General features: G+C 68.5%; 1 protein-coding gene. It reads right to left on the bottom strand.

The window, feature by feature from the left end; translation table 11 throughout:
* A partial coding sequence (gene dxs / locus IP83_RS17655) for a 1-deoxy-D-xylulose-5-phosphate synthase (protein WP_082364814.1) occupies positions 1–1,188 on the bottom strand: 1,188 nt, incomplete at its 5' end.

Raw genomic sequence — 1,188 nt, 5'->3', positions numbered from 1 at the left:
TCAGGCCCTTGCTTCCTGCACGCCTGCGCTGTTGTGGCGCAGGGCCTTGAGGACGGTATCGACGATTTGCGGGGCGTTGAGGCCTGCGGTGTCGTACTGCTTGTCGGGGGCGTCGTGGTCCTGGAACACGTCGGGCAGGCGCATCGTGCGGATGCGCAGGCCGGCGTCGGTGAGGCCTTCGTCGCTCGCCATCGTGAGCACATGCGCGCCGAGGCCGCCGATGGCGCCTTCCTCCACCGTCACGATCACCTCGTGCGAGGCCATCAGGCGGCGGATCAGCGCTTCGTCGAGCGGCTTGGCAAAGCGCAGGTCCGCAACCGTGGTCGATAGCCCCTTGGCATCGAGTTGGTCCGCCGCCTTGAGCGCCTCGGCAAGGCGCGTGCCGAGCGAGAGGATCGCCACCTTGCTGCCTTCGCGCACGACGCGGCCCTTGCCGATCTCGAGCCGCACTGGCACCTCGGGCAGGGGCACGCCGACGCCGTTGCCGCGCGGATAGCGGAAGGCGATCGGGCCGCTGTCGTGGAGCGCGGCGGTGTGGACCATGTGGACAAGCTCGGCCTCGTCGGCCGCCGCCATCACCACCATGTTGGGCAAGGTGGCAAGGTAGGTCACGTCGAAGGAGCCTGCATGCGTCGCCCCGTCCGCGCCGACGAGCCCCGCGCGGTCGATGGCGAAGCGCACCGGCAGGTTCTGGATCGCGACATCGTGCACGACCTGGTCGTAGGCGCGCTGCAGGAAAGTCGAGTAGATCGCGCAGAACGGGCGCATGCCCTGCGCGGCCAGCCCCGCCGCGAAGGTGACCGCATGCTGCTCGGCAATGCCGACATCGAAATTGCGTTCCGGATAGGCCTTGGCGAACTTGTCGAGCCCGGTGCCCGAGGGCATCGCGGCGGTGATCGCGCAGACGGTCTCGTCGCGCGCGGCTTCAGCCATGAGCGCCTGGGCGAAGACATTGGTGTAGCTCGGCGGGCCGCCCGCGCTCTTGGCCTGCTCGCCGGTGATCACGTCGAACTTCTGCACGCCGTGATACTTGTCCGCCGCGTTTTCGGCCGGGCCGTAGCCCTTGCCCTTCTGCGTCACGACATGGACGAGGCAGGGGCCTTCCGCCGCATCGCGCACGTTCTCGAGCACCGGGATCAGCTGATCGAGATTGTGCCCGTCGAGCGGGCCGACGTAGTAGAAGCCGAG

Source organism: Novosphingobium sp. AAP93, from assembly GCF_001296055.1.
Lineage (GTDB): Bacteria > Pseudomonadota > Alphaproteobacteria > Sphingomonadales > Sphingomonadaceae > Novosphingobium.
The sequence above is the reverse complement of the archived record's forward strand: the minus strand, read 5'-3'. Positions and strand labels throughout refer to the sequence as shown.